Genomic DNA, 25,604 nt, shown 5'->3' with positions numbered 1-25,604 from the left:
GTTAAAGCAGTTCAATTTGCTGTGTACGTCTCATCGGAAATACCATCTTGCTTTGATAATAGGTTAACTACCGTAAAATGTTCATATTTTTTGGCAAGACTTAGAGCAGTTGCGCCATTATAATTAGTCAGTGAAGCGTCAGCTCGAGCTTTTAATAACTGGTTTACAACGTCTTCGTGACCGTATTCTGCGGCAAACATCAAAGCGGTATGCCCAGTATGATTACTTTGATCTATGTTTACTCCTGCTTCTAAAAGGGCGGCTACAACATCAGATTGGCCATATTCCGCCGCGACCATTAATGCGCTCATGCCATTTTTTCCAGCTTGATTAATGTCCATACCCGATTTAATAAACCGTTTTATTATATCGATATGTCCCTGGCCCGCGGCGTAAAGTAGGGATAATAAATCCTCACGACATTTTTCAATCATGTGGTTATTTTCCTGGAGTTGATGATGATGTCCAATCAATACGAGGAATGGATACTCCTATCATCGTATCTCGAGTCACGATTGTTGCTAATTTTTCTTCACTCCAATCTTCCGTGCCTTTAGGTCGCAAAGGTAACATCATAAAGCGCGATTTCTGATTCGAATCATGCACACGCACTTCTACATCAGGCGGAATTATAGTACCGAATTCAGCCAACACCTCTCGTGGCCATCGAACTAAGCGGCGTCTATAATTAGGCCGTTCATACCAAGCTGGTGCAAACCCTAATACAGGCCTCGGGTAGCAAGAACACAAGGTGCAAACCATTGTATTATGCAATTTTGGTGTATTTTCATAGACAACGAAATAAGTATAATCACTGGGAGTACCAGAACCAGTTGGTCTAAGCCAATCAATGCCCAACTCTTTACAGGCCGCTACGCCATCTGCGAGCAGTCGCTTTTTAAATTCCGGATCGACCCAGGCACGCGCCACAACTCGTGCTCCGCCTTTGGAGGACTCCATATCATCATGCCATTCCATAAATCGACGATAATCTTCGGCCGAAAATAACCCTTTTTCAATGGCTAATTCTCTAATAGTAGCCTCTAAAACAGTAAATTCATAAGCTTCATCGTTCTCTTCGATTTTATCATGCTCATGCTCATGTTCATGTTGCTTGCTCATAGCATCCTCTCTTTAAGTTATCCTGATTTATTTGTCTGGTGGAAAGTCAAGCCAACGCTCAGAAAACTCTGTTTCTAAGGTATCAATTGGCTCTCCTGTATAATCTGACCATAAATCAGCAAGTTTAAATCGAACCATATAAAAAGGTTCAGCTCGACCATCTTCTCGTCCCCAGGCTTCATCCTCAGGAATAACCCAATCTGGTCTTAACATAACAACTTCACCTATATGGTTGCGGGTATAACCCTGTGTCCGTGTATGAAATAATGAGGGTAAATCTTTAACAATGACACGATCACCAATCTTAAATTTATTCATTTGATATATCCCTCCCGTCGACGGATTACATCCATTTTCTGAATTAACTCATCTGGAGTAATCAAACCTTTTTCAATTAGCATCTTTGCTATAGCCAACAACCAACGTGCATAGTAAGGGGTGGCGAAATATATGGTTTCACCCAAATCATTCTCCCGACGACGTCTTTCTTCAGAACACCAATGTCCACGCCAAGCCAAACACTCTGCAACACAATGAGTACTTTTTTCCCAGAAAGCAGTTTTATGTTCCGATTTATCAAGTGGACCATCGGGTTCTCCGCCCACGTCATGAACGACATGTAAAATGGCCTCTGCCTCTTTTTGTGTAATTGTAAGAGGGAGATCCATATTTTTACTTTGAGTTACATGCTTTAGAAGCGCTTCATAGTCGCTCGATACCTTTTTATTCATAATGATCACCTATTCCTTTTAACGATTAAACATTCACCTATAAGGTTAAATATAGAACAATTAATTTAAATTATCTAAATGTAATATTAGGAAGAGGGATTAAAGTTAAGTGAATACGAAATTTAGATGAATACAATTAGGCTTGAGGATGCGATGTCTTTATGAATTTATTATGAAAAATTTTAATAAGAGAGGGAATAATAAGAGAATAAATTATGGTACCTAGGGTGGGACTCGAACCCACACGGTGTCACCACCACCGGATTTTGAATCCGGCGCGTCTACCAATTCCGCCACCCAGGCATTTGAGCGGCCATTATAACAAAGAAATAAATTCTCACAATGGATTTTTGTATATATTATTTAAAAAATAACGAAGGATTAAAGAGGGATTTGTGAAGAGATATCATTTTATTATTTTTAGTTTTTTTCTTGCACAGCTGATGACTCTTAGTTATGCAGTGAATTGCCCAGATCCACAAAGCACATCTTTAAAATGGGGTATTCCTCCACCTCCTTGGGAAGAGAATCCCTATTCACCTAATCGCCCACAGGGGGATAAAGATACTTATTTCCTACGGGCAAATATTTTAATTGCTGGATATGGTCAAGGAGTGGTTTGCACTTATAGAAATTCAGCAGGCGATTACTCAATTTGGTGGCAAGTGCGTACCAAAATTCCATCGCGTCTTGACTATAATTGGATTGATACCATGGGAGGCTTCGTCTGTACGCAAGGATTAGAGCAATGCCAATTTTATACAACATGAGCTAGACCTTCATATGATTTTGCAAGTTTTTAAGTTTTCTGAAGTTCCATTCAATATCATGGCTTTAATAAATATGGTCTATATTATTTAATGTCATTTACTGAAATGGAGTTTGCAAATGAAAAATGCTAATTTAGCTTCAAGATGGGCAAATCGATTTATAGCAGTTCTTTTTTTAATGAGCAGTCCAGTGATTGGAGCCTATGCTGCTTGTTGTTCAGGTCATGGGGGAGTTGCTTCTTGTAATGGTACTACTGGAGTCCAGATGTGTAAGGATGGTACCGCTTCTCCCTCGTGTAAGTGTAAGAAAACCAAGAGTACAACTACTATAAAATCCCGTACCATTAAAAAAACAGCTCCAGCAACCACTACAACGACAACAACGAAATCAAAAAGCTGGTGGGGTGGAAAATCAACTACTACACCCGCTACTAAAACTAAATCAACTACCACAACAACTACAAGTGCTAAAGGCTGTTGTTCAAAACATGGAGGAGTAGCTCAATGTGATACATCTACAGGTTATTTAAGATGTAAGGACGGTGTACAATCACCTTCTTGTGCTTGTCATTAAGCATTTATCACTCGGCTATTAGTGGGATAATTGTAGCCCGGATCGAACATCCGGGCTTAAAATTAATCCAATTATATTTTAGAGGCTTAAATACGATCCTCAGTGATATCGATCATCATTTGGAGGGACTTTTTAGCATTATTGATAACCCATTGCTGATCCTGTTCAGGCAATCTGTTTCTACTTCCGGTAAATTCATTGACTACATCACCAGCTTTAACTTCATTATAAGACATGGTTTTTCCTTGTCTAAGTAAATCGACCAGTGCAACCAGATGCGGGGGGTCGTTGCGTGACATCGTAGCGCAGCCACAACCTATTCCTTTTTCATTTTCTTTGTTAGGGGCTTCCGCTAAGTTAACTACGTCTATATTCAAACTTTTACAGTGTTGTTTTAGATTTTCTACCATGTGATTTTCGGTACCAATAGCATAACGTTTGGTTTTGGCGCGATCATGAACTACATAATCCCAGATGAACGCTGTGGAACCTGAGTGTTGTGCTATTTTAATTACGGAGTTTCGGCATTCTGGATGAACGATTGTGGTGTATCCTTGATTATGCCAATAATCGCACATTTCGGGTTGATAATGGGTATGCACGGCGCATTGGCTTGCGAATAATATTAACTGTGCTTCATCAAACTGTTTTAAAGTTTTTGAATCTTGATTCGCAAGTGAATATTGAGCTCCAGCAGTTCCACCCGGCCAATAGGCAAGATTTTTTATCCCTAACCAATAGGCGACGTTTTCACCCATATGTTGATCCGGAATAAAAAGAATCTTTTTATTTTGTTTTAGTGCCCATTGAAATATTTTTTTTACGTTGGAACTTGTGCAAACGGCTCCACCTTGAGCACCAGTCAACGCCTTGACTCGACCTGATGTGTTCATATAGCAAACCGGTAAAATATTTTCGGAACCATACCGCTCATTCAAATCAAGGAAAGCAGGTTCAACCATGAAATCTTTGGCAAGCATTTCCATTGTGCAACCGGACTTAGGATTGGTGATATAAACGTGTTGGTTTTTATTCGCCAAAATACTAATTGATTCCGCCATGAAATGCACTGCAGATTCAATGATGACGGATTTTTCCGGGTGTTCCGCTGCCATCAAAGCTAATTGATAGGAGTCACCGATAAGTCCTCCAAATTGTTCAACCAGGCGAACAATATCCCCACCCATGTAATAATGAGCTAAAAGGAGTAATCGCTCACCAAAATGATCCTGAGCTTTTTTAAGATAAGGAGTCATCCATGCTAAAACGGTCGTAAGTTTTCGATCTGGAAGAGCTTGGTATTCCTGGGCATATGGAATAAACTCTTCTTGATACCAGTCAATTGGGTAGTCACTCTGACAAATGCTCATATCATTTCTGATGTGCATTAATGTGGCTTCAGGTTTGTAAAGTGTGGAGTTTTTAAACATCTATTGGCCTCAATTCAATTTAAACTGATCTCTTAAGTATATTGTAGCTTGGTTATACTTTCGCTACCCAGGCTAATTTATTATTCTGGTGAAGTATCCATCAGACCAAGTTTAGCAATGCTTTCTTGTGCCTCGGCTTTTTTATTCGGATAATCTTCACGAAAGTGTCCCCCACGTGATTCTCGTCTTGCTAGAGCTGCCCTTACAATTAATTCAGCATTGAGAATAATATTTCTTAGCTCAATAAAATCTCGAGTGATGGAATGCTTCCAATAATATTCTTCAATTATTTTTTTACGCTTCATTATTAATTGTAGTAGATCTTCAAGTCCTGCCTCTGTTCGCACAATGCCCGCATAAGAAGTCATTTCTCCTCTTAGGCCACGCCACTGTGCATTGATTTGGCTGGCACGTCTGGCGTTGACTTCACTGGGCGCGCTCCAATTTGGAATATGTTCCGAGTATTTCCAAGGAGCAGAAATATCTTTTAAAGTACACCGAGCTGCATTGGATCCCATGACTAATGCTTCGAGCAACGAATTACTTGCGAGACGATTGGCGCCATGTAACCCTGTAAAAGCAACTTCGCCAATGGCGTAAAGTCGTTTTAAATCAGTACGTCCATCAATGTCTGTTAGTACACCCCCACACTGATAATGGGCCGCGGGGACAACCGGAATCATATCTTGGCTCATATCAATGCCAATGGATAATAATGTCGCATAAATTTGTGGAAAACGTTTTTTTAAGAATTCTTTGGACTGATGGGTAATATCAAGATAAACATATCCCATTTGACTGCGTTCAATCTCACTAAAAATAGCACGTGCGACTACATCACGTGTTGACAGCTCCATTTGCTCTGGAGCATAACGTTTCATGAATCGTTCGCCTGTTTCAGCGTTTTTAAGGAAAGCACCTTCTCCGCGTACCGCTTCTGAGATGAGGAAATTATTTAAAGTATGATGATGCAGAAGAGTAGGGTGGAATTGGTAAAATTCCATATTCCCAACACGAGCCCCAGCTCGATATGCCATCGCCACGCCATCTCCGGTCGCAACCATGGGATTGGTCGTATACCGGTAGGTTTTACCTGCACCGCCTGTTGCTAACACCACACAGTTGGCTAAAAAAGTATGAATTCGATTTGCGGCACAATCCAGAACATAAGCTCCTAAAATCTCTCCTTGAATGTCGGTACGATGGGGATGGTAATAAGTAATTAGGTTTACAGCGACGTGATGCTCAAAAAAATGAATTTGGGGCTGTTGTTTTGCCAACTGATTCATTGTTTGCGTAATCGATAAACCGGTTTGATCACCGCAATTAAAAATACGTCGGTGTGAATGCCCGCCTTCTTTTGCAAGATGAAAACTTCCTTTGTTGTCTTGTTTAAAGTGGACATTATACTGGCCCAGTTGTTTTATCATGTCGGGACCTTGTCGAATTATGAATTCAACTGCGGGTAAATAACACAATCCATCGCCGGCTACCAAAGTATCCGAAATGTGTGATTCTAAGGAGTCTTCTGCAGAAAAAACAGCAGCAATTCCACCTTGAGCATAGCGACTGTTACACTCAATCGCTTCAGCCTTACTGATCAGAGCAATTTTTAATCGGGGTTGCAGGCTGATAAGCTGTAAACAATATTGCAGTCCTGCCAGCCCTGTACCCATAACAAGGACATCAAATTCAAAGGTTTGCCCTTGTTGGGAGAGCATATTACTCATAAAAAGGCCTTTACTAACTGGGTTGCTAGGCCCGTATAGTTCTCTGGGGTAAGTTTTAGTAATTGCTCTTTGGCTTTTTCAGGTATTGCTAACTCTTGAATGAATTGTTTGAGACTTTGCTCATCAATTCCATGGCCACGGGTTAACGATTTTAATTGTTCATATGCATCAGGCAAATTATAACGTCGCATCATGGTTTGTACTGCTTCTGCCAATACTTCCCAATTTGCCTTTAAATCCTCTTGTAAAGCACGTTTATTTATTTGTAATTTATCATTGCCTTTTGCTAGAGATAAGTAGGCAATTAGGCTATAAGAAAACGCCATCCCTATATTACGCAATACAGTAGAATCTGATAAATCTCGTTGTAATCGTGATTGAGTAAGCTTATTGGCAAAATGAATAAATAGAGCATTGGCCATCCCTAAATTTCCTTCTGCATTTTCAAAGTCAATGGGATTAACTTTATGAGGCATGGTGGAGGATCCCACTTCTTCAGCTACAGTTTTTTGTTTAAAGTAGCCAAGAGAAATATAACTCCAAATGTCTTGAGTATAGTCGAGCAATATATTGTTAATACGCACCATAATTTGTGATACTTCTGCCAAACCGTCATGTGGCTCAATTTGGGTCGTATAAGCATTGAAAGATAAACCCAGTGATGTAACAAAGTTAGCACAATGTTTTCGCCAATCTACCTCGGGATAAGCAATAGTATGGGCGTTATAGTTACCAACAGCACCATTGAATTTACCAGGAATCAAGACTTCACATAATTGCTGTTGGGGTCTTTTGAGTCGAGCGACAAAATTGACTAACTCCTTGCCCATGGTTGTGGGAGTTGCTGGTTGGCCATGGGTTCTGGATAACATAGGCACATCAGCATGTTGCTTACCAAGCAGCGTAATGCCACCCATAATTTCAGCAAGGGTAGGTTGAATGACCTGGGCAATGGCCTGTTTTACCATTAATGCATAAGCTAAATTATTGATGTCTTCTGAAGTGCATGCGAAATGAATAAAGGCAGTAATGGCCTTCAAAGTAGCATGATGTTGGAATTTGTCTTTTAAATAATATTCAATTGCTTTCACATCATGATTTGTCTGTCGCTCAAATTCCTTAATTTTAAGAGCTTCATCCTCATCAAAATTGGTAATCAGATTATTGAGGAACTGTTTAGTCTTTTGATCTAATGGGGGGACCTCGGTAATAGCTTGATTAGCTGCTAAAGATTCAAGCCAGCGGATTTCTACAGTCAGGCGATAATAAATTAAGGCGAATTCACTAAAATAAGGACTCAAAGCCCGTGTTTTATTAATATAACGCCCGTCGATTGGAGAGATCGCATTTAAAGCAGTAAGAGTCATAAGTAGCTAGCCCTAATGGTAAAGCACATATAATATTAGATGCGCGAGCAGATGTGAATTAAAGTGAGGAATTTTATCAGAAATTGATATTTTTTTAATATGATTGTGTATAATGATTTCATTTTTAAAAATGAATCACGGCATTTCATGAAAACAATCATTGAATCCTATCAAGCAGGCTTGTTTCAGAAGAAGTATTGGCTCCAAAATATTATCTCCGGAATTATCGTAGGGGTTGTCGCTTTGCCTTTAGCAATGGCATTTGCTATTGCTTCGGGTGTGAGACCAGAACAAGGGATTTATACAGCAATTATTGCTGGTTTGATTGTTTCTATTATGGGAGGAAGCCGGTTACAAATCGCTGGCCCAACCGGAGCTTTTATTGTAGTGCTGTCAGGTATCACAGCGAAGTATGGAGTTTCTGGCTTACAAATTTCAACGATACTCGCCGGGTTCATGTTGTTATTTTTTGGCCTTGCTCGTCTGGGAGGCATTATCAAGTTTATACCTGCTCCAGTGATTATTGGTTTTACGGCAGGTATTGGCGTAGTCATCTGGGTAGGGCAATGGCATTACTTTTTTGGTCTTCCTTCAGGAGGAAGCGGTCATTTTCATGAAAAATTATGGTATTTAATACAGACTCTCCCTCAGCTTAATACAACTACAACCATTTTAGGCTTTTTTTCACTCTTCACCGTCATTTTTGCAAATAAAATTCCTGGACTGAAGCGTGTTCCAGGTCCTCTCGTGGCTCTATTAATTGTGACAGGATTGCAATCGGTTTGTCATTTTTCTGGAGTTGCGACTATAGGTTCCTTATTTGGTGGGATACCTCAAGGCCTACCTGAATTTAAATTACCCAACTTGACAATCGATCGAGTGATTGAGTTGATTGGCCCAGCGTTTACTATCGCGATGCTTGGTGCTATAGAGTCGCTTTTATCAGCAGTTGTAGCGGATGGGATGGCCGGTACAAAACACAATTCCAATCGGGAGTTACTCGGCCAGGGAATTGCAAATATTTTTGCACCCTTGTTTGGAGGATTCGCAGCAACCGGAGCGATTGCACGTACTGCGACAAACATTCGTAATGGGGGTAATAGCCCTTTAGCGGGTATCATCCATGCGCTCACTTTAATTTTAATTATTCTTTTTCTAGCTCCTTTGGCCGTGAATATCCCACTTACCGTATTGGCCGCAGTTTTATTTGTGGTGGCTTGGAATATGAGTGAAGTAAAACATTTCATTAAATTAATTAAGTGTGCTCCAAAAGCTGATGTAGTGATTTTGTTGGTTACCTTTTTCCTTACAGTGTTTGTGGATTTGGTAGTCGCAGTAAATATTGGCGTAATTATAGCTATATTACACTTCATACGGGGAATGGCGACCAGTGTTGAGGTGCAGCAAATGACTCAGGAAGAATTAGCACATGAATTGGCACGCCAAAATATAGAAACCTTACCCGATGGGGTATTGGTTTATGCTGTAGAAGGGCCTTTTTTCTTTGGAGCAGCGGAAGCATTCCAACATGCTTTAGCTGTAACTCATACCGATCCTAAAACTTTAATTATTAGAATGCGCTGGGTTCCCTTTATGGATGTTACGGGGTTACAAACTTTAGAAGAAATTATTGAAGATTTGCAGGAACGTAATGTGAGAGTCATTTTAAGTGGGGCTAATCCCCTGGTAGAGGAAAAGTTGCGTAAGGGCGGTATTATTAAACTTTTAGGTAACGCCAATTTCCATAAAGAATTTTCCCAAGCATTAATTGCATGTAATGCATAATCTCATTCAAATATCGGTACTCATGCTCAGGAGTAGCTTAAAAACTACTTTATTCTGGGATATGAGTACTAATGTTTCGGGTAACTAAAGTTTCTATTTCCCATAGCCCCACATTTTAAGTAAAATGATTATCATTTTATGGACTTGGGGTAGTTATGACGGTCAAAACACATATTATTGATTTAGCACATCTTGGCATGCATGACCTAGAGCAGGTTGGTGGAAAAAATGCTTCCCTTGGAGAGATGATCAGTCATTTATCCTCAGCAGGCGTATCTGTTCCGGGTGGATTTGCGACTACTGCGGATTCGTTCAGAGAATTTCTGTCTCAAGATAATTTAGATAAAAAAATCTATGCAAAATTGGCTTCTTTAGATGCAGACAATGTACAGCAATTAGCGGTTATTGGGAAAGAAATCAGAGAAATGATTGTTAATACACCATTTACCCCTGATTTTGAACGTGCTGTTCGAGAGGCTTATGACCAGCTGTCACAGTCCATCGGCCATGATAATTTCAGTGTAGCCGTTCGCTCATCAGCCACAGCTGAAGATTTACCGGATGCATCATTTGCGGGTCAACAAGAAACTTTTTTAAACGTCAAAGGAATTGATCAAGTTTTGCTCTCGATAAAACATGTTTTCGCATCACTTTTTAACGATAGAGCGATTACTTATCGTACTCACCATCAGTTTGCTCACCATGAAGTAGCTTTATCCGCGGGTATTCAACAAATGATTCGCAGTGATATGGCTGTAAGTGGTGTGATGTTTACTATGGATACTGAGTCTGGTTTTGATCAAGTGGTATTTATTACATCTTCTTATGGTTTGGGAGAGATGGTTGTCCAAGGAGCAGTCAATCCTGATGAGTATTACGTACATAAACCAGGTATCCTAGCAGGAAGACCTGCGGTTATTCGAAGAAATCTCGGAAGTAAAGCTCTAAAAATGATCTACAATGATGATCTCAGCAAGCCAGAACGAGTTAAAACCGTAGAGGTTGATCCGAAAGAGAGATTACTGTTTTCTTTAACGCAAAGTGAAGTAGAGCTTTTAGCTCATCAAGCCATAATTATTGAAAAACATTATGGTAGACCGATGGATATAGAGTGGGCAAAAGATGGTTTAAATGGTCAATTATATATTTTGCAAGCTCGTCCGGAAACCGTTAAAAGCCGAGACAATAAACAAATATTGGAGCGCTATACCTTACAACAAAAAGGTAAAGTGTTGGCTGAAGGACGAAGTATCGGACAACGTATAGGCCAAGGTAAGGCAAGAATTATTAAAGATGTAAATGAAATGGATCGGGTGCAACCTGGTGATGTGTTGATTTCCGATATGACGGATCCTGATTGGGAACCCGTAATGAAACGTGCTGCCGCTATTGTGACTAATCGTGGTGGTAGAACATGTCATGCGGCTATTATTGCTCGTGAATTGGGTATTCCGGCCGTAGTGGGCTGTGGGGATGCCACGAAAACGATACGTGACGGTGATGAGGTTACGGTCAGCTGTGCGGAGGGAGATAACGGCTACGTTTATGAAGGATTGTTGCCATACGAACAAGCACGTCTTGATGTAGACACCATGCCTGAATTGCCAATGAAAATTATGTTGAATGTAGGTAACCCTGAAAGAGCCTTTACATTTCAATCCATACCTAACTCAGGAGTAGGTTTGGCGCGTTTGGAATTTTTAATTTCCAATACGATTGGGATCCATCCCCGTGCCTTACTTGATTTTGATCAATTGGAAGATAAGGAATTAAAGCAATTCATTACTGAAAAAACAGCAGCTTATAATTCTCCCGTTGAATACTATATTGAGCGCTTGAAGGAAGGAATCGCAACGATTGCTGCTGCGTTTTATCCAAAACCAGTCATTGTAAGATTGTCAGACTTTAAATCAAATGAATATGCAAATCTTGTCGGTGGAAATTTATATGAGCCGCATGAAGAAAATCCAATGTTGGGTTTTAGAGGTGCATCACGATATGTTTCTGAGTCATTTGCAGAATGTTTTGCTTTGGAATGTAAAGCCGTACGACGGGTTCGCGAAGATATGGGTTTAACTAACGTAGAAGTCATGATTCCATTCGTACGAACAGTAGATGAGGCGGCTAATGTAATTCAAGTTTTGAAGCAACATGGACTTGAGCGAGGTAAGCATGGGTTACGGGTGATTATGATGTGCGAATTACCTTCCAATGCATTATTAGCTAAAGAATTCTTAGAGCATTTTGATGGGTTTTCTATAGGTTCTAATGATTTAACGCAGTTGACCTTAGGATTAGATAGGGATTCAGGATTAATCGCAGCTCAATTTGATGAACGTAATGAAGCAGTGAAGCTTCTTTTGCATATGGCAATTACTGCATGTAAAAAGGCTAACAAATATATAGGCATCTGTGGACAAGGTCCCTCGGATCATCAAGACTTTGCTCAATGGTTAATGAAAGAAGGGATAGAAAGCGTTTCACTTAACCCAGATTCAGTTTTAGAAACATGTTTATTTTTGGCAAAGCAATAGAATTGGGTGGAAGTCAATGTAACTGAGAAGCCTGAGCACAAAAAAACCTATTCGCAGTTTAAGCAATCAAAATTTGTGGCCTAAGCTGCAGAATAGAAGCCTCATTACGTGTATGGAACAGTGATCTTAAATTTGTAAAGAGGTCTTCTACTCCAGTCTAATTATCATAGCTTTAGCGAGGTATAAAATATTAATGCAAGTTTTAAAATGGTTGCTTCTAATTGCAGGAATAATCCCTGTTATTGCTTTTGCTTCTCCTGAGGCTAGCCATGCTGATCCGGTTGCATTTGTTTTACTCGGCGTTACTACTATTTTTTTCTTTGCAATTATTGGCCGTTATACGGCAAGACGCATCAATCAGCCTAGCGTACTTGGGGAATTGCTCATAGGAATTCTTATTGGAAATTTATTCTATTATTACGGATCCCCCTTAGCAATTTTATTACGAGAAGGTTCCTCAATTTTTGATGCCGTTAAGGAAATACTTCATGGAGTGCCATTAAATCAGGCAGTTAGTTCGGTTATTCCTAACCCAAATTATGCACAGCAAGTTGTAGGTGCTTTGAGTGGACCGCATGGTTCCGATTATCTCAAAATTGCTTATATAGTTGATATTTTTTCAAGATATGGGGTTATTTTTCTGCTATTTATGGTGGGGTTGGAAAGCTCGCTAGAGGAAATGAAACATACAGGTCGCGATTCGCTTATTGTTGCTTTGATTGGTGTGATTGCCCCAATGTTTTTAGGATTTGGTACCGTTTATTTATTGATGCCCGATGCCTCCTACCAATCCGATTTATTCATTGCGGCGACCTTGAGTGCAACCAGTATCGGAATTACTGCACGGGTGCTTACCGAAATGAAAAAATTACGCACTAAAGAAGCAAGGACTATATTGGGTGCGGCAATGTTAGATGATGTCTTGGGCCTAATTATTTTAGCTGTCGTCAGCTCCTTAGTGATTAGTGGGGTAGTAGATCTTATGATTGTATTGCGTATTATCGTAAGCGCAATGCTCTTTTTTTCAGGCAGCTTATTTTTAGGTCCCATTGTTTTACGCAAGGCGATTCATTTTTTTCGTTTTCTCGAGCCTTGGGAAGCAAAATTATTCATTTCCTTCTTGTTCATCATGACTCTTTCTTGGTTAGCTTCAGTGCTTGAACTTGCCACAATTATTGGGGCATTCACTGCCGGAGTCCTTCTTCATGATGACTATTTTGATGGCGTACCTTTAAGCCAACAAGAAAATCGGAGTATTTATCATTTATTATCGCCCTTAGAGTCTATCTTAGCTCCTATGTTTTTTGTGGTAATTGGCATCCAAGTGAAATTAGAGAGTTTTTATCACTTAAATGTAATTGTTTTGGCCACAGGTTTAACCATTGCAGCAGTGATTGGCAAGCTAGTGAGTGGATATGGCGCGCGCTCCTCAAATGATCGTCTACTAATTGGTATCGGCATGCTACCCCGCGGTGAAGTCGGGTTAGTTTTCGCTTCGATTGGTCGAACTTTAGGTGTTATTTCTGATGATTTATTTTCAGCAATTGTTTTAATGGTCATGGTGACGACATTTATTGCTCCTCTTTTATTAAAAATACGTTACGCTCAGAAAGACAGGAAAATTACATGAGTAAAACTTCTTTACAGATAGAGACAGAGGTGACCCGTGCTTTACACGAAGATGTAGGTGATGGAGATATTACTGCAACTTTATTATCCGCTGATCTTCGAGCTGAAGCAGAAATTATCTCCCGAGAAGCTATGGTTGTATGCGGCCAACGTTGGGTGAATGAAGTATTTAATCAACTTGATAATCAAGTCAAACTAGAGTGGCAAGTTACTGAAGGAGAATGGTTAGAGGCTCCGACTACTTTATGTAGGTTATATGGCCCAGCACGAAGCGTCTTAACTGGAGAGCGTACTGCCTTGAATTTTCTACAAACGCTGTCTGCTACGGCTACCCAAACCTATCATTATGCGCAACAGCTTCGTGGTACACAGACTCGATTACTCGATACCCGGAAAACACTTCCTGGATTAAGAGCAGCACAAAAATATGCGGTGACTTGCGGAGGTGGCTTCAATCACCGTATGGGGCTTTATGATGCTATTTTAATTAAAGAAAATCACATCAAAGCCTGTGGTTCGGTGGCACAAGCCGTTGCATTGGCAAGAAAAAATTATAAAAATGTATTAGTTGAAGTGGAAGTTGAAACTCTGGATGAGTTACGTGAAGCAATTGGTGCTCGCCCTGATAGAATTATGCTGGATAATTTTAATCATCATATGCTTGAAGAGGCGATTAAAATAAATCAGCCCAAATGTTGTGCTTTAGAAGTGTCTGGAGGAGTTACCCTAGAAAATATTGCTACAATTAGCCAATTAGGGGTGGATTTCATTTCTGTAGGTGCAATTACTAAATCAATCCAGGCTATAGACTTAAGCTTACTTATTAGGAATATTTTATGATGCCAATGATAGTTTTTACCGGAGGAGGTACAGCAGGGCATGTGGCACCTAACCTGGCATTAATACACGAATTCAGCAATAAAGGTTGGGAAATTGCTTATATAGGTTCTGCTCATGGAATTGAAAAGCAAATGATAGAACCTCTTAAAATACCATTTTATGGCATAAGCAGTGGCAAATTACGTCGGTATTTAAGTCTAAAAAACTTATTCGATCCTTTTAAGATCGTATTTGGTATTGTGCAATCTTTTTTCTTGCTTAATAAATTAAAACCGGATGTAGTTTTTTCAAAGGGTGGTTTTGTTGCATTTCCGGTTGTACTAGGTGCTTGGTTAAATCGAATTCCGGTGGTGGCTCATGAGTCCGATATGAGTCCGGGACTGGCAAATCGTTTGTGTTTTCCTTTCGTGAATAAAATTTGTTTAACTTTTGCGGCAGGAAAAAAGCATTTTAAAAAACAAGATAAAATAGAAGTAACAGGAACCCCAATCCGCAAGCAGTTATTTGTCGGTAATAGCGACCATGGACGTGAGCTTTGTGGGTTTCATGCAGAGAAACCCTGTCTATTAGTTATAGGAGGCAGTTTAGGAGCAGGATCTATTAATCGGAGTATTCGTAAGGCGTTACCCCAATTGACCAGGGAATATCAAGTTATTCATATATGTGGAAAAGGAAAACTAGAGGCTTCTTTAGTTAACCTTAAGAACTACAAGCAGTTTGAATATGCTAACGAAGAATTAGCTGATTTATTTGCTGCAGCATCAGTTATAATTTCGCGAGCTGGTGCTAATTCTCTTTATGAAATTTTAGCTCTTGGAAAACCGCATATCTTAATTCCTTTACCCGCTGAGGTCAGCCGAGGAGATCAAATTCAAAATGCTCGTTATTTTCAAAAAATAGGCATTAGTCTTGTGATTGAAGATAGCGCTTTGAATACGGATATTTTACTACAAACTTTACATGAACTGGAGAATAATAAAAGGGATATTAATAATAAAATCAATGAATTAAATATTAAGTCCGCTACAGACCAACTCGTAGCTATTATCGAGGAGCAAGTTCATGTTCAATCCGCAAGCACTGTATGAATTCGTTTGTCATCAATGGGAACAAGAAATTATCCCTAGTTTATGTGATTACATAAAAATTCCTAATAAATCACCTCACTTTGATCCTAAATGGCAGGAACATGGTTTTATGGACAAGGCAGTTTCTCATATTGCTGATTGGTGTAAGTCTCATGCTCCTAAAGGAATGATGCTGGAGATTATGAGACTGGAGGGGCGTACTCCATTAATTTTTATTGAAATCCCTGGCGAAATTGATGAAACCGTTTTGTTGTATGGTCATCTCGATAAACAGCCGGAAATGTCTGGATGGAATGAAGATTTGCACCCGTGGAAACCTGTGTTAAAAGATGGGCGTTTATATGGTCGGGGAGCGGCAGATGATGGTTATGCTGCCTATGCCTCATTAACTGCAATTTGTGCTTTGCAGAATCAAGGATTACCCATCCCGCGTTGTGTTTTGATTATCGAAGCGTGTGAAGAGAGTGGTAGTTATGATCTGCCTTATTATATCGAGCAATTAAATGATCGGATTGGCAAACCCAAGTTAGTGATCTGCCTTGATTCAGGAGCTGGGAACTACGAGCAATTGTGGATGACTACCTCATTACGAGGAAACTTAGTCGGTGAGTTATCCGTTGAGCTCATCCATGAGGGTGTTCATTCAGGTGCTGCAAGCGGTATCGTAGCAGACAGTTTTCGCGTCGCTCGGCAATTAATTAGTCGTATTGAGGATGAGATTTCAGGAGAAATAAAACTATCCGAGTTGTATTGTGATATTCCCGAAGAACGAATAAAACAAGCAGACCAGTGTGCTCAAGTATTAGGAGAGTCTGTTTATGCAGAATTTCCCTTGCATGAAGGAGTTGAGCCGTTAACGAAGAATAAGACTCAATTGATTCTAAATCGGACATGGAGACCTGCGTTAACTGTCACCGGAGCTGATGGATTTCCTTCTATAGAGAACGCAGGCAATGTTTTACGACCAAAAACTGCACTAAAATTATCTATGCGTTTGCCCCCTTTAGTAAACCCTAGACTTGCAGCAACAGTGATGCACGATGTATTAACTAAAGAACCACCGTATCAAGCTAAAGTGAGTTTTAATATCGGAGATGGTTCACAGGGGTGGAATGCGCCTCAACTTGCTTCTTGGTTAGAACAAGCGGCCGATGCGGCTTCAATGGCTTACTATGGAAAGCCAGCTGCTTATTTGGGAGAAGGGGGTACTATTCCTTTCATGGGGATGTTAGGTAAGAAATTCCCAGATGCTCAATTTATGATTACCGGAGTTTTGGGCCCTCATTCCAATGCTCATGGTCCTAATGAATTCTTGCACTTAGATATGGTGAGAAAATTAACTGCATCGGTGGCATATGTACTTTATCATGTAAGGTAATGTATTTGTTAAGCTAAGCATTTCCTCAAGTTAACCCTCTCCATTAAAGAGGGGGTTATATATTATAATTTTGATAAATTCTACCTTCTCTCGGAAGAAGATTCCCGCAGAATGGGTAAAGCAAGTGATGAGAGATAATACTTCTTGATCTAAAACTCATGCTATTTAATCTATTGAAACGAGCAGAAAATTTCATCCAAATTTTGTTACGTATTGAACTTAAAGCAAAAAAAATTAAAAAACTCTCGACATAAAGTACAAATCTTGGGATACTTTTGCCGGCTCTGGAACGAGCCACTTAGTCCAACAATTAGGAGAAAATTATGAAAGCAAAATTTATTGCTACTGTTTTGTCATTATCTGTAGTTACTTGCTCTACTCATGCAGTTGTCACTAAAGAAATCTCAGTCAAAAAAAAAACCCCTGTAGTAATTCATAAAATTGATCTCAACACAGCTGATTTATCAATGCTTACCGGTTCAGTTAAAGGCATAGGAAAAAAGCGAGCTGAAGCGATTATCGCATATCGTAAAAGTCATCATGGTTTTAAGTCTTTGGAAGAGCTGGCTGATGTGAAGGGCTTAGGCCAACATTTTGTGACATTGAATCGTGATAAATTAAATCAAGTGTTTGTTATTAATAAAATAGAATAAGAATTATATAAATTAAGTGGAACACTTTTATGTCGCTGTTGTAAGTATTAATTAATTACAACAGTGACACACAAGTGAAGAACGTGATTTAGAGTGTCTGTATTGGTGTGTTAATTTCATCTAAATCATGTTTTAAATGACTTATTTCGCTCTTAAAGAATGTAAAGCTCGTTGCTGATCGAATCGGAATAAACCCTCTTTTATGCTGAATGGCTTTAAGAAGTTTCCCGATATCACTTTCTTTATCTTTTTCTTTGCTCAACTCATTATTTATTTCAATTTCAGTCAAAGTAGCTAATTTATTTTTGTCTTCAATAGACAGCTGTTGGAACGCTGTTTCAATTGCCTCAATTTTCTTATGTGGATCAGAAGAAAAGAAACCCGCTCTCTCTAAAATCCCTTTATTTACTGTTTCTATAAATTCATTAATCTTTTCCAAGCGTTTAATTTCAGTGACTATCTTTGCTAAACTTTCTTTTTCGTTACAGCTCATTATTTCTTGTTTTATTTTGCTTGTATCTGTTTTATTTAGACGCAATCTTCCAAGAGCGATTAACAGATCAGGTTTTATATTATCAGCAGGTAATTCAACGGGCTGATTTAAACGTTCTGGTTCGGGTATTGGTTGTTTTTTAAGTAATAATTCCTTGAGTTGAGCGTTCTCTTGCCGCAAAGATTCTAACTGAGGTTTAAGATCAATCACATCAGTTTCAGGTTCTTGGATTTGTTTCCCTTTTTCAACTCGCTTAAGTAAGCTATTTTCTTTTCGTAAAAACTCCAACTCAGATTTAAGCGCGGCTGTCTCGGATACAACTTCACTAGATGGTATGGTAGTTTGTTCCACTATCTTGAGTTGTTGTTGTAATGAAATGTTTTCGTGCTGTAAGGTTTCTAACTGTTTTGTAAGTTCAACGATAGTTTGCTCGTGTTTTTGTGCAGAATTAATGTTTCTTTTTAATTCGTTATTTTCGTTTTGAACAATCTGTAATTGTTTCTTCAACTCTTCTAAAGTTCTGCTGTTTTGTTGAACAGTGCTACGGGTTTTTTCTATTTCCTTTTTTTGCTGCTCAATGAGTTCTTGAGACGATGATTCAACTTTTTGTAATCGTATAAGTTCAAGTTTCTGTTGCTCAAGCTTTTTGCTCGTTTCATCAGCGTCATGCTCAAGCTTCGCGTGTTCTTGCTTTAACAGTTCTAGCTGTTTATTAGATTCCTCTAAAGTGAGCGTTGTTTGTTTTAGGGTTTGATTTGTCTGTTGTAATTCTTCCTGAGAAGCAGATAATTCTTTTCTAATTTTATCTAAAACGGCTTGCCATTGTGCGTGATAAACATTGATAAGTTGAGTGAGGGGCATGTCTTGCAAGGCTTCGGCTCTTTGAGGCTCTTTCTCCATCAAACTTTTTCTAAAATCACGAATATATTGATTGATTTTCTCTTGATTTCCTTGCGGGAAACCAAGATTTTGAAAAGTCTCATTAAGGACTTCTTCATGCCTTTTTGCTTCCTTGGCAAATTCTTTCACAACTTCGTAACGGGCATTAGCTATTCCAAAACATTTTCTACATTGTTCTAATGATGCTCTTATTTCATCACTGAATATTAGGGCTTGTTTTGCTTTACTCTTTTTTAAATTGATAATATCTTGCAGACTTTGCTCAATTGCTTTGCACATCGAGGTCCATTGCAAATCTATCCCAGATGTCTGCGCTTGTCCTTTACCTGTTCTCTTTGCTTCAGCTACAGCTGCTCTTTCCTCTTCGGGTAATACACTAAAAGGGGTTCGCATGAAGTCAGCTAAATTAAGGATTGAATCAAGGAGGTTATTTACTTTGTCTGCATACTTACCTTCGAATAACTCTTTTGGACGTTGGGGAGCAATGTCTTTAAATAGTAGAAGATGTAATATTTTTTTATGTTTTTGAGATGGAGTACCCTCGAGACTGTCAAAAAATTTTTGAGGTGTAAAACCTTCAGGAATTAATGGTTTAACAAAAGTATGAACTATGTCGATTTGTTCCTCACTCAACTCAACAATCGGCTTGTCGTTCAATTTTATTCCTAAGCGTAAATAAGCACCCAACAGCGCTGATGCATCAATTGCGGCTTTGCCTGGCTGGGGGATATGAAGTCGCTGATCTCCTCTCAGGCTTATAAAATTAGCAATGTTGTCCATTATCTTTTTATATTCAGGAGTATCTTTTCCTTTATTGGTTGCTTCTTTTAAAAAACAAAAAAGATTGAAAAGAAGTTTAGCTATTAGATCCGGTTCGCCTTGAGTCCATTGTGATAATTCATTTGATTGTAAGCTGCTGGGCATAATAAATTAAAACCTCAAGTTAAGATTATCTATTTTGGGAATGGTAGTGTATTATATAATCAATTTGATTACAAAATATATTTTTAATTGGAAATTGAACCATAAAGGAATATTTAATATAATCAAATTGATTTCAGAATATTTTTTAATTTAACAAAATTAGAGCATATGGGAAATTTTGACTCATTTTAAGCGTATAATTTTAAAAATAATTTGTGATTGTTGATGCATAATAGTATCAAAAGCTACTTATTTTTGATTCCGATGCTTACCAAAATTGAAAACTCTCTTCATGTATAAAAATTCACTCTTTAATTTTAAATTGTTGTGTAAGAACTGTCGATTTTTATCCAAATTTAGTATAAAGTAGCGCAAAAAAAAGAACGGGATAGTGCAGCTTATGTTCAGAAAATTAAGGGGCGTGTTCTCCAATGATTTATCAATTGATTTGGGAACAGCTAATACATTGATTTATGTGAGAGATAAAGGGATTGTTCTAAATGAACCCTCTGTAGTGGCTTTACGTAATGAATCAGGACAAAAGCGCGTTGCGGCAGTAGGTCTTGAAGCGAAGCGTATGTTGGGAAGAACCCCAGGAAACATAAATGCGATTAGACCAATGAAAGATGGTGTGATCGCTGACTTTTTTGTTACTGAAAAAATGCTGCAGCATTTCATTCATAAAGTTCATGAAAACAAATTTTTACGTCCAAGTCCTCGTGTTTTGGTTTGTGTTCCCTGTGGTTCGACCCAAGTTGAACGTCGTGCGATTCGTGAATCTGCAATGGGTGCTGGTGCTCGTGAAGTATTTTTGATTGAAGAACCTATGGCTGCTGCTTTAGGGTCTGGAATGCCGGTTGAGGAAGCCAGTGGCTCTATGGTTGTCGATATAGGTGGCGGTACAACCGAAGTTGCGATTATTTCCTTAAGTGGAATTGTTTACCACCAATCCGTTCGTATAGGTGGTGATAAGTTTGATGATGCGATTGTATCTTATGTACGTCGAAACTATGGAACCCTTATTGGTGAAACCACCGCAGAGCGTATTAAACATGAAATTGGCTCCGCATTTCCAAGTCGTGATTTGTTTGAAATAGAAGTCCGAGGAAGAAACCTGGCTGAAGGAGTTCCTCGTAGTTTCATCCTTACCAGTGCAGAAATTTTAGAAGCTCTTCAAGAGCCCTTATCAGGTATTGTTGGCGCAGTGAGAGCTGCGTTGGAATTAGCTCCACCTGAGTTGGCTGCTGATATTGCTGAACGAGGTATGGTTTTAACCGGAGGCGGGGCTCTGTTGAAAAACATAGATACTTTGCTCATGGAAGAAACCGGTTTACCTGTATTAATTGCTGAAGATCCGCTGACCTGCGTAGCACGTGGTGGTGGTAAAGCTTTAGAAACCATGGATTTGCGCGGCGGTGATTTCCTCTCAACAGAATAATACGTATAACAGATTATTTAGTAGGCGCGGGTACAGTTCTATTGGATTTGTGCTCGCGCTTGTCTTTTCTGTTTTTTTGATGTTTTCAGATTATCATTATCGTTATTTAGATAATGTGCGGAGTGGTTTTTCCTTTGTTGTTGCTCCTTTGCAATATGCAGTAGATTATCCTGTTCGCGTTATTGGTTGGGTACAGTCTCTGGTTAGTGCGAAAAAAGCTTTAATAGCCGAAAACATGCAGTTACGGTATCAGCAGACCATGCTGGAGGCCGAATTACAAAAATTAATTATCATTCAAAAAGAAAACTCTCAACTGAAAGAGTTACTTCTCACTTCATCAAAAGCAGATATGAGTGCAATGGCTGCCCAAATTCTTGCTGTTGATACGAGTAATTCACGTCAGGTCGTTATCTTAAATAAAGGAAAACGTGATGGTGCCTACGTTGGGCAACCCGTTTTAGATGCCAAAGGCGTTATGGGGCAAATTGTTGATGTAGGTCCTATAACCAGTACAGTCTTACTTATTTCTGACTCCAAGAGTGCTGTCCCGGTACGAAATAATCGTACTGGAGAACGTGCGATTCTTGTGGGAACGAATGACATAGAGAAATTATCTTTAATTAATTTACCGAAAACCTCCTCGATCCACCCAGGCGATGTATTGGTGACCTCAGGCTTGGACAGGCATTTCCCTGAAGGATATCCTGTAGGGCGTGTAGAAGAGGTGAATAGCATTCCTGGTGAAGATTTTGTTAAGGTGAAAGTAAAACCTGTTGCCTTACTTAATCGTAATCGGCTGGTGTTACTGATCTGGCAAGATGCGGAGCAAGAGCAATTAAATACGCAAATTAATGAACGTTTAAATGCTAAGGAGACTATGTGATGAGAAATCTTCGCATACGGTTATGCTTGGGATTTATTGTGGCTCTTCTATTGTCAATATTACCTATGCCTGAATTAATCTCTGCTTTTAGGCCTCCTTGGGTTCTATTACTCGTGCTTTATATAGAATATTTTTTACCGGGCAATTTTCGATTGACCACCTTATTGTTTGTGGGATTATTATTGGATGTTCTATTAGCAACGGTAATTGGAGAACACTCGTTTGCCTTGCTTTTAGTTACTTGGATTGCTTCCAGCAAATCCAGACGATTCCAATTCTTCTCTATGATGCAGCAAATATTTTTAATTGGATTTTTTTGCCTTTTATATCAATCAATTATATCTTTAACTACGGCCCTACTTGGTTTCAACTATAGTTTGTTCATGCCTGTAGCGAGTGCTTTAGTGGGCATGTTTATCTGGCCATGGATCCGCCTCCTTGGTGAAGATACTTTGTTGAAACGCTTGGTATATCGTTAAACTTCATCCAATCGTTGCGAAGAACCTTCATTCTGTATCACAGTACTAAGATGAAAGGGCCCTGGTTTTACTCGGGATGAAGGGTTTGGTTATAGGTGATGTATTGTTCTATATTCCCCAGGCTGTAAATTCTCTAAGCTCCAATTACCTATTCTATGGCGAACCAATCTTAAGGTAGGGAACCCAATAGCAGCAGTCATTCTACGAACCTGATGATTTTTTCCTTCTTTTAAAATAATTTCCAACCAGCTTGTAGGGATGTTTTTACGAAAGCGAATAGGGGGATTACGTGGCCATAATAGAGGCTCATCAATGATTTTAACTTCGGCAGGTAAAAAGCTAATATCTTTGAGTACTAAACCTTTTTTCAGCGGAACTAAATCCATTTCATCAGGGATGCCTTCTACCTGAACCCAATAATATTTTCTTTTATTGAATTTGGGGTGAGTTAACTGATATTGCAGCGTACCGTTATTCGTTAATAATAATAGGCCTTCGCTGTTCTTATCTAACCTTCCTGCTGCGTAAAAATCAGGTTTGTTAATGAAAGCAGCTAATGTATGTTCCGGAGCTTCACCGGAGAATTGGCTAACAACCCCATAGGGTTTATTGAACAGTATAATTTCTGGCATTAAGTATGATATAAAAAAGCTTAAGTGCGTGTATAGTAGGGTCTTTTTCTATTATGAGCAATTCTAAATTCATTGTTTTAATAGGTTAATTCTTGTACAATAACGCAAAAATTATACTTTATGGTGAAAATTGTTTATGAAATATTCAATCTTAATTTCTCTCCTTTTTTGTCAATGTACCTATGCCATGAGTCATATTGTCATGGTTGGAGATGAAAAAGTAGAAATTAAGCACATTGTTGGAAGAGGTAAGACTTTTATACACTTGCATCATAATGAACAAACCGCTTTAAAAGCGGCTCAGGCAGTGGTTCAGAAAGATGGAGGAAGTCTTATTACTTTAGTACATTCTGGCGGTCGCAATGTAGTCTTTCATTTAAACAACCAACGTTTTGAATTTGATCCGAATCGGATTTTTACTGACAATGGAATCAAAAAAACGCTCTCACAGTTCGGTCAATATAATTCACGGGCGCATCAAGAAGTAAATAAGTTGGCCACTAAAATCAAGCAGTTACTTCCAAAAGGTAAAGTAGTAGCGGTTCATAATAATTCAACTTATTCACTTAAAGATTATTTACCCGGAAACACGTTAGAAAAAGATGCGCAGGCGATACATATGATCCCCGAAAATTATTTCCGTAATTTTTATTTAGTCACCAAAATTAATGATTTCCTTCGTTTAAAAAGCAAAGGTTATAATGGAATTTTACAAAAACCTTCCGCAACAGATGATGGATCATTATCCATCTATTTGGCAAAAAATGATTATATCAATGTCGAAGCAGGATACGATCAACTTGTTGAACAGATCAAAATGTTGCAACATGCATAGTAAACATTCAAGACATGCTAATTAAATAGAAATGGTACTTGGGATTCCAAGTTATCACATGCTATCATTGCCTTTTCTCTAATTTTACGGAGTTGTCAATGACCTACGATAAAATCAAAGTGCCTTCACAGGGTGAGGCTATAACAGTTGCTGCTGATCTGTCACTTCGTGTACCTAATAATCCCATTATTCCTTTCATTGAAGGAGATGGTATTGGTGTGGACGTAACTCCACCAATGATTCGTGTTGTTGATGCTGCGGTTGCAAAGGCATACGGCGATAAGAGAAAAATTGCCTGGATGGAAGTATATGCAGGAGAAAAAGCAACTGAAGTTTATGGTTCCGATCAATGGTTACCTAAAGAAACTTTAGATGCGATGAAAAAATATGTTGTTTCGATTAAAGGTCCCCTGACTACTCCAGTTGGAGGCGGAATTCGTTCACTAAACGTTGCTATTCGCCAAGAAATGGATCTTTACACTTGTTTGCGACCCATTCGTTATTTTGACGGCGTCCCAAGTCCACTCAAAGAGCCTGAGAAAACCGATATGGTTATTTTTAGAGAAAACTCTGAGGACATTTATGCGGGTATTGAATGGAAGGCTGATTCCCCAGAAGCTAAGCAAGTGATTGAATTCTTACGAAAGGATATGGGTGTTAAAAAAATTCGTTTTCCAGAGCACTGTGGTATAGGTATAAAACCTGTTTCTAAAGAAGGAACTACACGCTTGGTAAGAGCTGCAATCCAATATGCCATTGATAATGATCGCCAAACAGTTACTTTGGTTCACAAAGGTAATATCATGAAATTTACCGAAGGGGCCTTTAAAGATTGGGGTTACCAAGTGGCACGTGATGTTTTTGGTGCTAAAGAATATGAAGGGGGTCCTTGGATGGAATTCAAGAATCCTAAGACAGGTAAGCAAATCATTATAAATGATGTAATTGCCGACGCGTTCTTGCAACAAATTCTTTTAAGACCGGAAGATTACAGCGTAATTGCTACGCTTAATTTAAATGGTGATTATATTTCTGATGCTTTAGCTGCTCAAGTAGGTGGTATCGGTATTGCTCCAGGGGCAAATATAAGCGATGACGTTGCTGTATTTGAAGCAACCCATGGCACGGCACCAAAATATGCGGGCAAGAATAAAGTTAACCCCGGGTCAATTATTCTATCTGCCGAAATGATGTTGCGTCACATGGGATGGAATGAAGCTGCTGATTTAATAATCAAAGGCATGCAAGGTGCCATTGCAGCTAAAACAGTCACCTATGATTTTGAGCGTGGTATGAACGGTGCAACTTTGGTTAGTAGCTCTGGTTTTGGAGATGAAATAATTAAACATATGTAAATCGTATGGATAAATTTGAGCCTTAGTGGAATAC

At 39.0% G+C, this 25,604-nt stretch carries 23 protein-coding genes and 1 tRNA gene; 14 read left to right on the top strand and 10 right to left on the bottom strand.

Annotated features, from left to right (window positions below):
- Nucleotides 1-11: 11 nt before the first annotated feature.
- From ACWTE2_RS20490 to ACWTE2_RS20470, 5 genes are all read right to left on the bottom strand, one after another.
- Nucleotides 12-434, bottom strand: coding sequence for an ankyrin repeat domain-containing protein (locus ACWTE2_RS20490; protein WP_454784119.1), 423 nt, complete (start codon nt 432-434; stop codon nt 12-14).
- Between the two features lie 4 nt (nt 435-438).
- On the bottom strand, nt 439-1,122 hold the full coding sequence (gene scnC / locus ACWTE2_RS20485) for a thiocyanate hydrolase subunit gamma (protein WP_182391083.1): 684 nt from the start codon (nt 1,120-1,122) through the stop codon (nt 439-441).
- Nucleotides 1,123-1,149: 27 nt separating this feature from the next.
- Nucleotides 1,150-1,440, bottom strand: a complete 291-nt coding sequence (locus tag ACWTE2_RS20480) for an SH3-like domain-containing protein (protein WP_182391082.1) — start codon at nt 1,438-1,440, stop codon at nt 1,150-1,152.
- Complete coding sequence (locus ACWTE2_RS20475; protein WP_182391081.1) at nt 1,437-1,853, bottom strand: SH3-like domain-containing protein; 417 nt, start codon at nt 1,851-1,853, stop codon at nt 1,437-1,439. The genes ACWTE2_RS20480 and ACWTE2_RS20475 overlap by 4 nt, the downstream gene beginning before the upstream one ends.
- A gap of 216 nt (nt 1,854-2,069) precedes the next feature.
- Nucleotides 2,070-2,156 (bottom strand) — tRNA-Leu (locus ACWTE2_RS20470).
- 140 nt (nt 2,157-2,296) lie between these two features.
- Between ACWTE2_RS20470 and ACWTE2_RS20465 the strand changes: the two genes are divergently transcribed.
- Both ACWTE2_RS20465 and ACWTE2_RS20460 read left to right on the top strand, forming a co-directional pair.
- Nucleotides 2,297-2,623, top strand: a complete 327-nt coding sequence (locus ACWTE2_RS20465) for a DUF3757 domain-containing protein (protein ID WP_454784436.1) — start codon at nt 2,297-2,299, stop codon at nt 2,621-2,623.
- Between the two features lie 118 nt (nt 2,624-2,741).
- A complete protein-coding gene (locus ACWTE2_RS20460) occupies nt 2,742-3,197 on the top strand; it encodes a hypothetical protein (protein ID WP_454784118.1) in 456 nt (151 codons plus the stop codon).
- An 86-nt stretch (nt 3,198-3,283) separates the two neighbouring features.
- Here the strand turns inward: ACWTE2_RS20460 and nadA are convergent, their stop codons facing one another.
- From nadA to purB, 3 genes are all read right to left on the bottom strand, one after another.
- A complete protein-coding gene (gene nadA / locus ACWTE2_RS20455) occupies nt 3,284-4,627 on the bottom strand; it encodes a quinolinate synthase NadA (protein ID WP_454784117.1) in 1,344 nt (447 codons plus the stop codon).
- Nucleotides 4,628-4,707: 80 nt separating this feature from the next.
- A complete protein-coding gene (gene nadB / locus ACWTE2_RS20450) occupies nt 4,708-6,357 on the bottom strand; it encodes an L-aspartate oxidase (protein ID WP_454784116.1) in 1,650 nt (549 codons plus the stop codon).
- On the bottom strand, nt 6,354-7,724 hold the full coding sequence (gene purB / locus ACWTE2_RS20445) for an adenylosuccinate lyase (RefSeq protein ID WP_454784115.1): 1,371 nt from the start codon (nt 7,722-7,724) through the stop codon (nt 6,354-6,356). Before purB ends, nadB begins: the two co-directional genes overlap by 4 nt.
- Before the next feature lie 147 nt (nt 7,725-7,871).
- Here purB and ACWTE2_RS20440 point away from each other — a divergent pair, with 147 nt between their 5' ends.
- From ACWTE2_RS20440 to ACWTE2_RS20410, 7 genes are all read left to right on the top strand, one after another.
- Nucleotides 7,872-9,509 carry a SulP family inorganic anion transporter gene (locus ACWTE2_RS20440; protein WP_454784114.1) on the top strand — a complete coding sequence of 546 codons (1,638 nt, stop codon included), beginning with the start codon at nt 7,872-7,874 and terminating at the stop codon, nt 9,507-9,509.
- A gap of 155 nt (nt 9,510-9,664) precedes the next feature.
- Entirely contained in the window at nt 9,665-12,043 is a 2,379-nt protein-coding gene (gene ppsA / locus ACWTE2_RS20435) for a phosphoenolpyruvate synthase (RefSeq protein WP_454784113.1), read from the top strand.
- Nucleotides 12,044-12,236: 193 nt separating this feature from the next.
- On the top strand, nt 12,237-13,673 hold the full coding sequence (locus tag ACWTE2_RS20430) for a cation:proton antiporter (RefSeq protein ID WP_454784112.1): 1,437 nt from the start codon (nt 12,237-12,239) through the stop codon (nt 13,671-13,673).
- Nucleotides 13,670-14,512: a carboxylating nicotinate-nucleotide diphosphorylase gene (gene nadC / locus ACWTE2_RS20425; RefSeq protein WP_182391073.1), complete on the top strand. Its 843-nt coding sequence runs from the start codon at nt 13,670-13,672 to the stop codon at nt 14,510-14,512. The genes ACWTE2_RS20430 and nadC overlap by 4 nt, the downstream gene beginning before the upstream one ends.
- On the top strand, nt 14,509-15,600 hold the full coding sequence (locus ACWTE2_RS20420; RefSeq protein WP_454784111.1) for an undecaprenyldiphospho-muramoylpentapeptide beta-N-acetylglucosaminyltransferase: 1,092 nt from the start codon (nt 14,509-14,511) through the stop codon (nt 15,598-15,600). Before nadC ends, ACWTE2_RS20420 begins: the two co-directional genes overlap by 4 nt.
- Nucleotides 15,575-16,978, top strand: a complete 1,404-nt coding sequence (locus tag ACWTE2_RS20415) for a M20 family metallopeptidase (RefSeq protein ID WP_454784110.1) — start codon at nt 15,575-15,577, stop codon at nt 16,976-16,978. The genes ACWTE2_RS20420 and ACWTE2_RS20415 overlap by 26 nt, the downstream gene beginning before the upstream one ends.
- 323 nt (nt 16,979-17,301) lie before the next feature.
- On the top strand, nt 17,302-17,631 hold the full coding sequence (locus tag ACWTE2_RS20410; RefSeq protein WP_454784109.1) for a ComEA family DNA-binding protein: 330 nt from the start codon (nt 17,302-17,304) through the stop codon (nt 17,629-17,631).
- A gap of 88 nt (nt 17,632-17,719) precedes the next feature.
- On the opposite strand, the gene ACWTE2_RS20405 is transcribed toward ACWTE2_RS20410, so the two are convergent.
- Nucleotides 17,720-19,948 carry a CCDC158 family protein gene (locus ACWTE2_RS20405; protein WP_454784108.1) on the bottom strand — a complete coding sequence of 743 codons (2,229 nt, stop codon included), beginning with the start codon at nt 19,946-19,948 and terminating at the stop codon, nt 17,720-17,722.
- A gap of 400 nt (nt 19,949-20,348) precedes the next feature.
- Between ACWTE2_RS20405 and ACWTE2_RS20400 the strand changes: the two genes are divergently transcribed.
- From ACWTE2_RS20400 to mreD, 3 genes are read left to right on the top strand one after another with little or no spacing between them, the layout of a single operon-like run.
- A complete protein-coding gene (locus ACWTE2_RS20400) occupies nt 20,349-21,386 on the top strand; it encodes a rod shape-determining protein (RefSeq protein WP_003636696.1) in 1,038 nt (345 codons plus the stop codon).
- A complete protein-coding gene (gene mreC / locus ACWTE2_RS20395) occupies nt 21,364-22,269 on the top strand; it encodes a rod shape-determining protein MreC (RefSeq protein WP_182391068.1) in 906 nt (301 codons plus the stop codon). The genes ACWTE2_RS20400 and mreC overlap by 23 nt, the downstream gene beginning before the upstream one ends.
- Nucleotides 22,269-22,748 carry a rod shape-determining protein MreD gene (gene mreD, locus ACWTE2_RS20390; protein ID WP_182391067.1) on the top strand — a complete coding sequence of 160 codons (480 nt, stop codon included), beginning with the start codon at nt 22,269-22,271 and terminating at the stop codon, nt 22,746-22,748. The genes mreC and mreD overlap by 1 nt, the downstream gene beginning before the upstream one ends.
- An 89-nt stretch (nt 22,749-22,837) precedes the next feature.
- Here the strand turns inward: mreD and ACWTE2_RS20385 are convergent, their stop codons facing one another.
- Nucleotides 22,838-23,380 (bottom strand): pseudouridine synthase, encoded by a 543-nt coding sequence (locus tag ACWTE2_RS20385; protein ID WP_454784107.1) that lies wholly within the window; start codon nt 23,378-23,380, stop codon nt 22,838-22,840.
- Nucleotides 23,381-23,516: 136 nt separating this feature from the next.
- On the opposite strand from ACWTE2_RS20385, the gene ACWTE2_RS20380 reads away from it, so the two are divergent.
- Nucleotides 23,517-24,215 carry a protein tyrosine phosphatase gene (locus ACWTE2_RS20380; protein WP_182391065.1) on the top strand — a complete coding sequence of 233 codons (699 nt, stop codon included), beginning with the start codon at nt 23,517-23,519 and terminating at the stop codon, nt 24,213-24,215.
- Nucleotides 24,216-24,313: 98 nt separating this feature from the next.
- Nucleotides 24,314-25,570, top strand: a complete 1,257-nt coding sequence (gene icd / locus ACWTE2_RS20375) for an NADP-dependent isocitrate dehydrogenase (protein WP_182391064.1) — start codon at nt 24,314-24,316, stop codon at nt 25,568-25,570.
- Nucleotides 25,571-25,604: the final 34 nt, after the last annotated feature.

The organism is Legionella nigrisilvae, assembly GCF_977063395.2.
This window is presented reverse-complemented; position numbering and strand designations above follow the sequence as displayed.

Bases quoted from the DNA above. Each gene is read 5' to 3' on its own strand.
- ACWTE2_RS20490 (WP_454784119.1), bottom strand. From the start codon at position 434: ATGATTGAAAAATGTCGTGAGGATTTATTATCCCTACTTTACGCCGCG.
- scnC (WP_182391083.1), bottom strand. From the start codon at position 1,122: ATGAGCAAGCAACATGAACATGAGCATGAGCATGATAAAATCGAAGAG.
- ACWTE2_RS20480 (WP_182391082.1), bottom strand. From the start codon at position 1,440: ATGAATAAATTTAAGATTGGTGATCGTGTCATTGTTAAAGATTTACCC.
- ACWTE2_RS20475 (WP_182391081.1), bottom strand. From the start codon at position 1,853: ATGAATAAAAAGGTATCGAGCGACTATGAAGCGCTTCTAAAGCATGTA.
- ACWTE2_RS20465 (WP_454784436.1), top strand. From the start codon at position 2,297: ATGACTCTTAGTTATGCAGTGAATTGCCCAGATCCACAAAGCACATCT.
- ACWTE2_RS20460 (WP_454784118.1), top strand. From the start codon at position 2,742: ATGAAAAATGCTAATTTAGCTTCAAGATGGGCAAATCGATTTATAGCA.
- nadA (WP_454784117.1), bottom strand. From the start codon at position 4,627: ATGTTTAAAAACTCCACACTTTACAAACCTGAAGCCACATTAATGCAC.
- nadB (WP_454784116.1), bottom strand. From the start codon at position 6,357: ATGAGTAATATGCTCTCCCAACAAGGGCAAACCTTTGAATTTGATGTC.
- purB (WP_454784115.1), bottom strand. From the start codon at position 7,724: ATGACTCTTACTGCTTTAAATGCGATCTCTCCAATCGACGGGCGTTAT.
- ACWTE2_RS20440 (WP_454784114.1), top strand. From the start codon at position 7,872: ATGAAAACAATCATTGAATCCTATCAAGCAGGCTTGTTTCAGAAGAAG.
- ppsA (WP_454784113.1), top strand. From the start codon at position 9,665: ATGACGGTCAAAACACATATTATTGATTTAGCACATCTTGGCATGCAT.
- ACWTE2_RS20430 (WP_454784112.1), top strand. From the start codon at position 12,237: ATGCAAGTTTTAAAATGGTTGCTTCTAATTGCAGGAATAATCCCTGTT.
- nadC (WP_182391073.1), top strand. From the start codon at position 13,670: ATGAGTAAAACTTCTTTACAGATAGAGACAGAGGTGACCCGTGCTTTA.
- ACWTE2_RS20420 (WP_454784111.1), top strand. From the start codon at position 14,509: ATGATGCCAATGATAGTTTTTACCGGAGGAGGTACAGCAGGGCATGTG.
- ACWTE2_RS20415 (WP_454784110.1), top strand. From the start codon at position 15,575: ATGTTCAATCCGCAAGCACTGTATGAATTCGTTTGTCATCAATGGGAA.
- ACWTE2_RS20410 (WP_454784109.1), top strand. From the start codon at position 17,302: ATGAAAGCAAAATTTATTGCTACTGTTTTGTCATTATCTGTAGTTACT.
- ACWTE2_RS20405 (WP_454784108.1), bottom strand. From the start codon at position 19,948: ATGCCCAGCAGCTTACAATCAAATGAATTATCACAATGGACTCAAGGC.
- ACWTE2_RS20400 (WP_003636696.1), top strand. From the start codon at position 20,349: ATGTTCAGAAAATTAAGGGGCGTGTTCTCCAATGATTTATCAATTGAT.
- mreD (WP_182391067.1), top strand. From the start codon at position 22,269: ATGAGAAATCTTCGCATACGGTTATGCTTGGGATTTATTGTGGCTCTT.
- ACWTE2_RS20385 (WP_454784107.1), bottom strand. From the start codon at position 23,380: ATGCCAGAAATTATACTGTTCAATAAACCCTATGGGGTTGTTAGCCAA.
- ACWTE2_RS20380 (WP_182391065.1), top strand. From the start codon at position 23,517: ATGAAATATTCAATCTTAATTTCTCTCCTTTTTTGTCAATGTACCTAT.
- icd (WP_182391064.1), top strand. From the start codon at position 24,314: ATGACCTACGATAAAATCAAAGTGCCTTCACAGGGTGAGGCTATAACA.